General features: G+C 46.8%; 1 protein-coding gene. It reads right to left on the bottom strand.

The genetic code is table 11. The annotated features are described in order from the left end of the window. Positions 1 to 725, bottom strand: a 725-nt coding sequence (locus JFN88_RS13920; protein ID WP_199019913.1) for an IS110 family transposase, incomplete at its 3' end; no start/stop codon positions are given. Between the last annotated feature and the right edge of the window lie 30 nt (positions 726 to 755).

Below are 755 nucleotides of genomic sequence, written 5' to 3'. Positions count from 1 at the left end.
TCTTGGAAATCTCGGCTTGTATCCCCATCCTCGGCTATTAGCGTTAGTATCTGCTCTGCTTTCTTGGTCGATAATGCGTAGTTGCTCTGCTTTCGGAGATACAACGCCAGTTCATCCACCCCCACGCCGGACAATCGGGAAGGAGAAGGATACTTATGCCAAAACGCTAACGCCGTCTTTCCATCCACTTCTGAAAAGAACTTCTTGTAGCTCGGATAATGATAGCCAAGTTGCTGATGAAGCCGCTTCACCATTCCTGTCAGGCTCTTGGATTGCCATTTTCGCTGTGTGACAAGCTGACTAATTGCCCAATACAGGTCCATTGGCTTGGCATCCGGCAATTTGTGAAGCTCGTCCCGTAACACCTTGGCTACACACTCCGCATCCCACGAATCGGATTTTTCAATGGTAATATGGCTCTTGCGTCTATGGTTGGCTAGTTTGGCATTGACTTCCTTTACCCAACAGCCTTTCTCGGTCAGGTTGACAGCTAATGCTCTGCCGTAGCCATCCACATCTTCCAACCCGTAAACAACCGATAATCCTTTCTTTATGTACTTCTTGACCTCCTTCTCAAGCTGTGGGAACGCTGTCGGCTTGTTATCAAATTTGATTTCTCCTAGCTTTTGATTCCAACAGTCAATGATAACCGCTGTATGATGCTGCTTATGCAAATCTACACCGACATAAATCAGTTTATCCGGCGTTAGTTGAACGTTGGTCATCGTTCGTTTCACTCCCTTGTATGTCATGGA

It is taken from the genome of Paenibacillus roseus (assembly GCF_016424485.1).
Taxonomy (GTDB): domain Bacteria; phylum Bacillota; class Bacilli; order Paenibacillales; family Paenibacillaceae; genus Paenibacillus_D; species Paenibacillus_D roseus.
The sequence above is the reverse complement of the archived record's forward strand: the minus strand, read 5'-3'. Positions and strand labels throughout refer to the sequence as shown.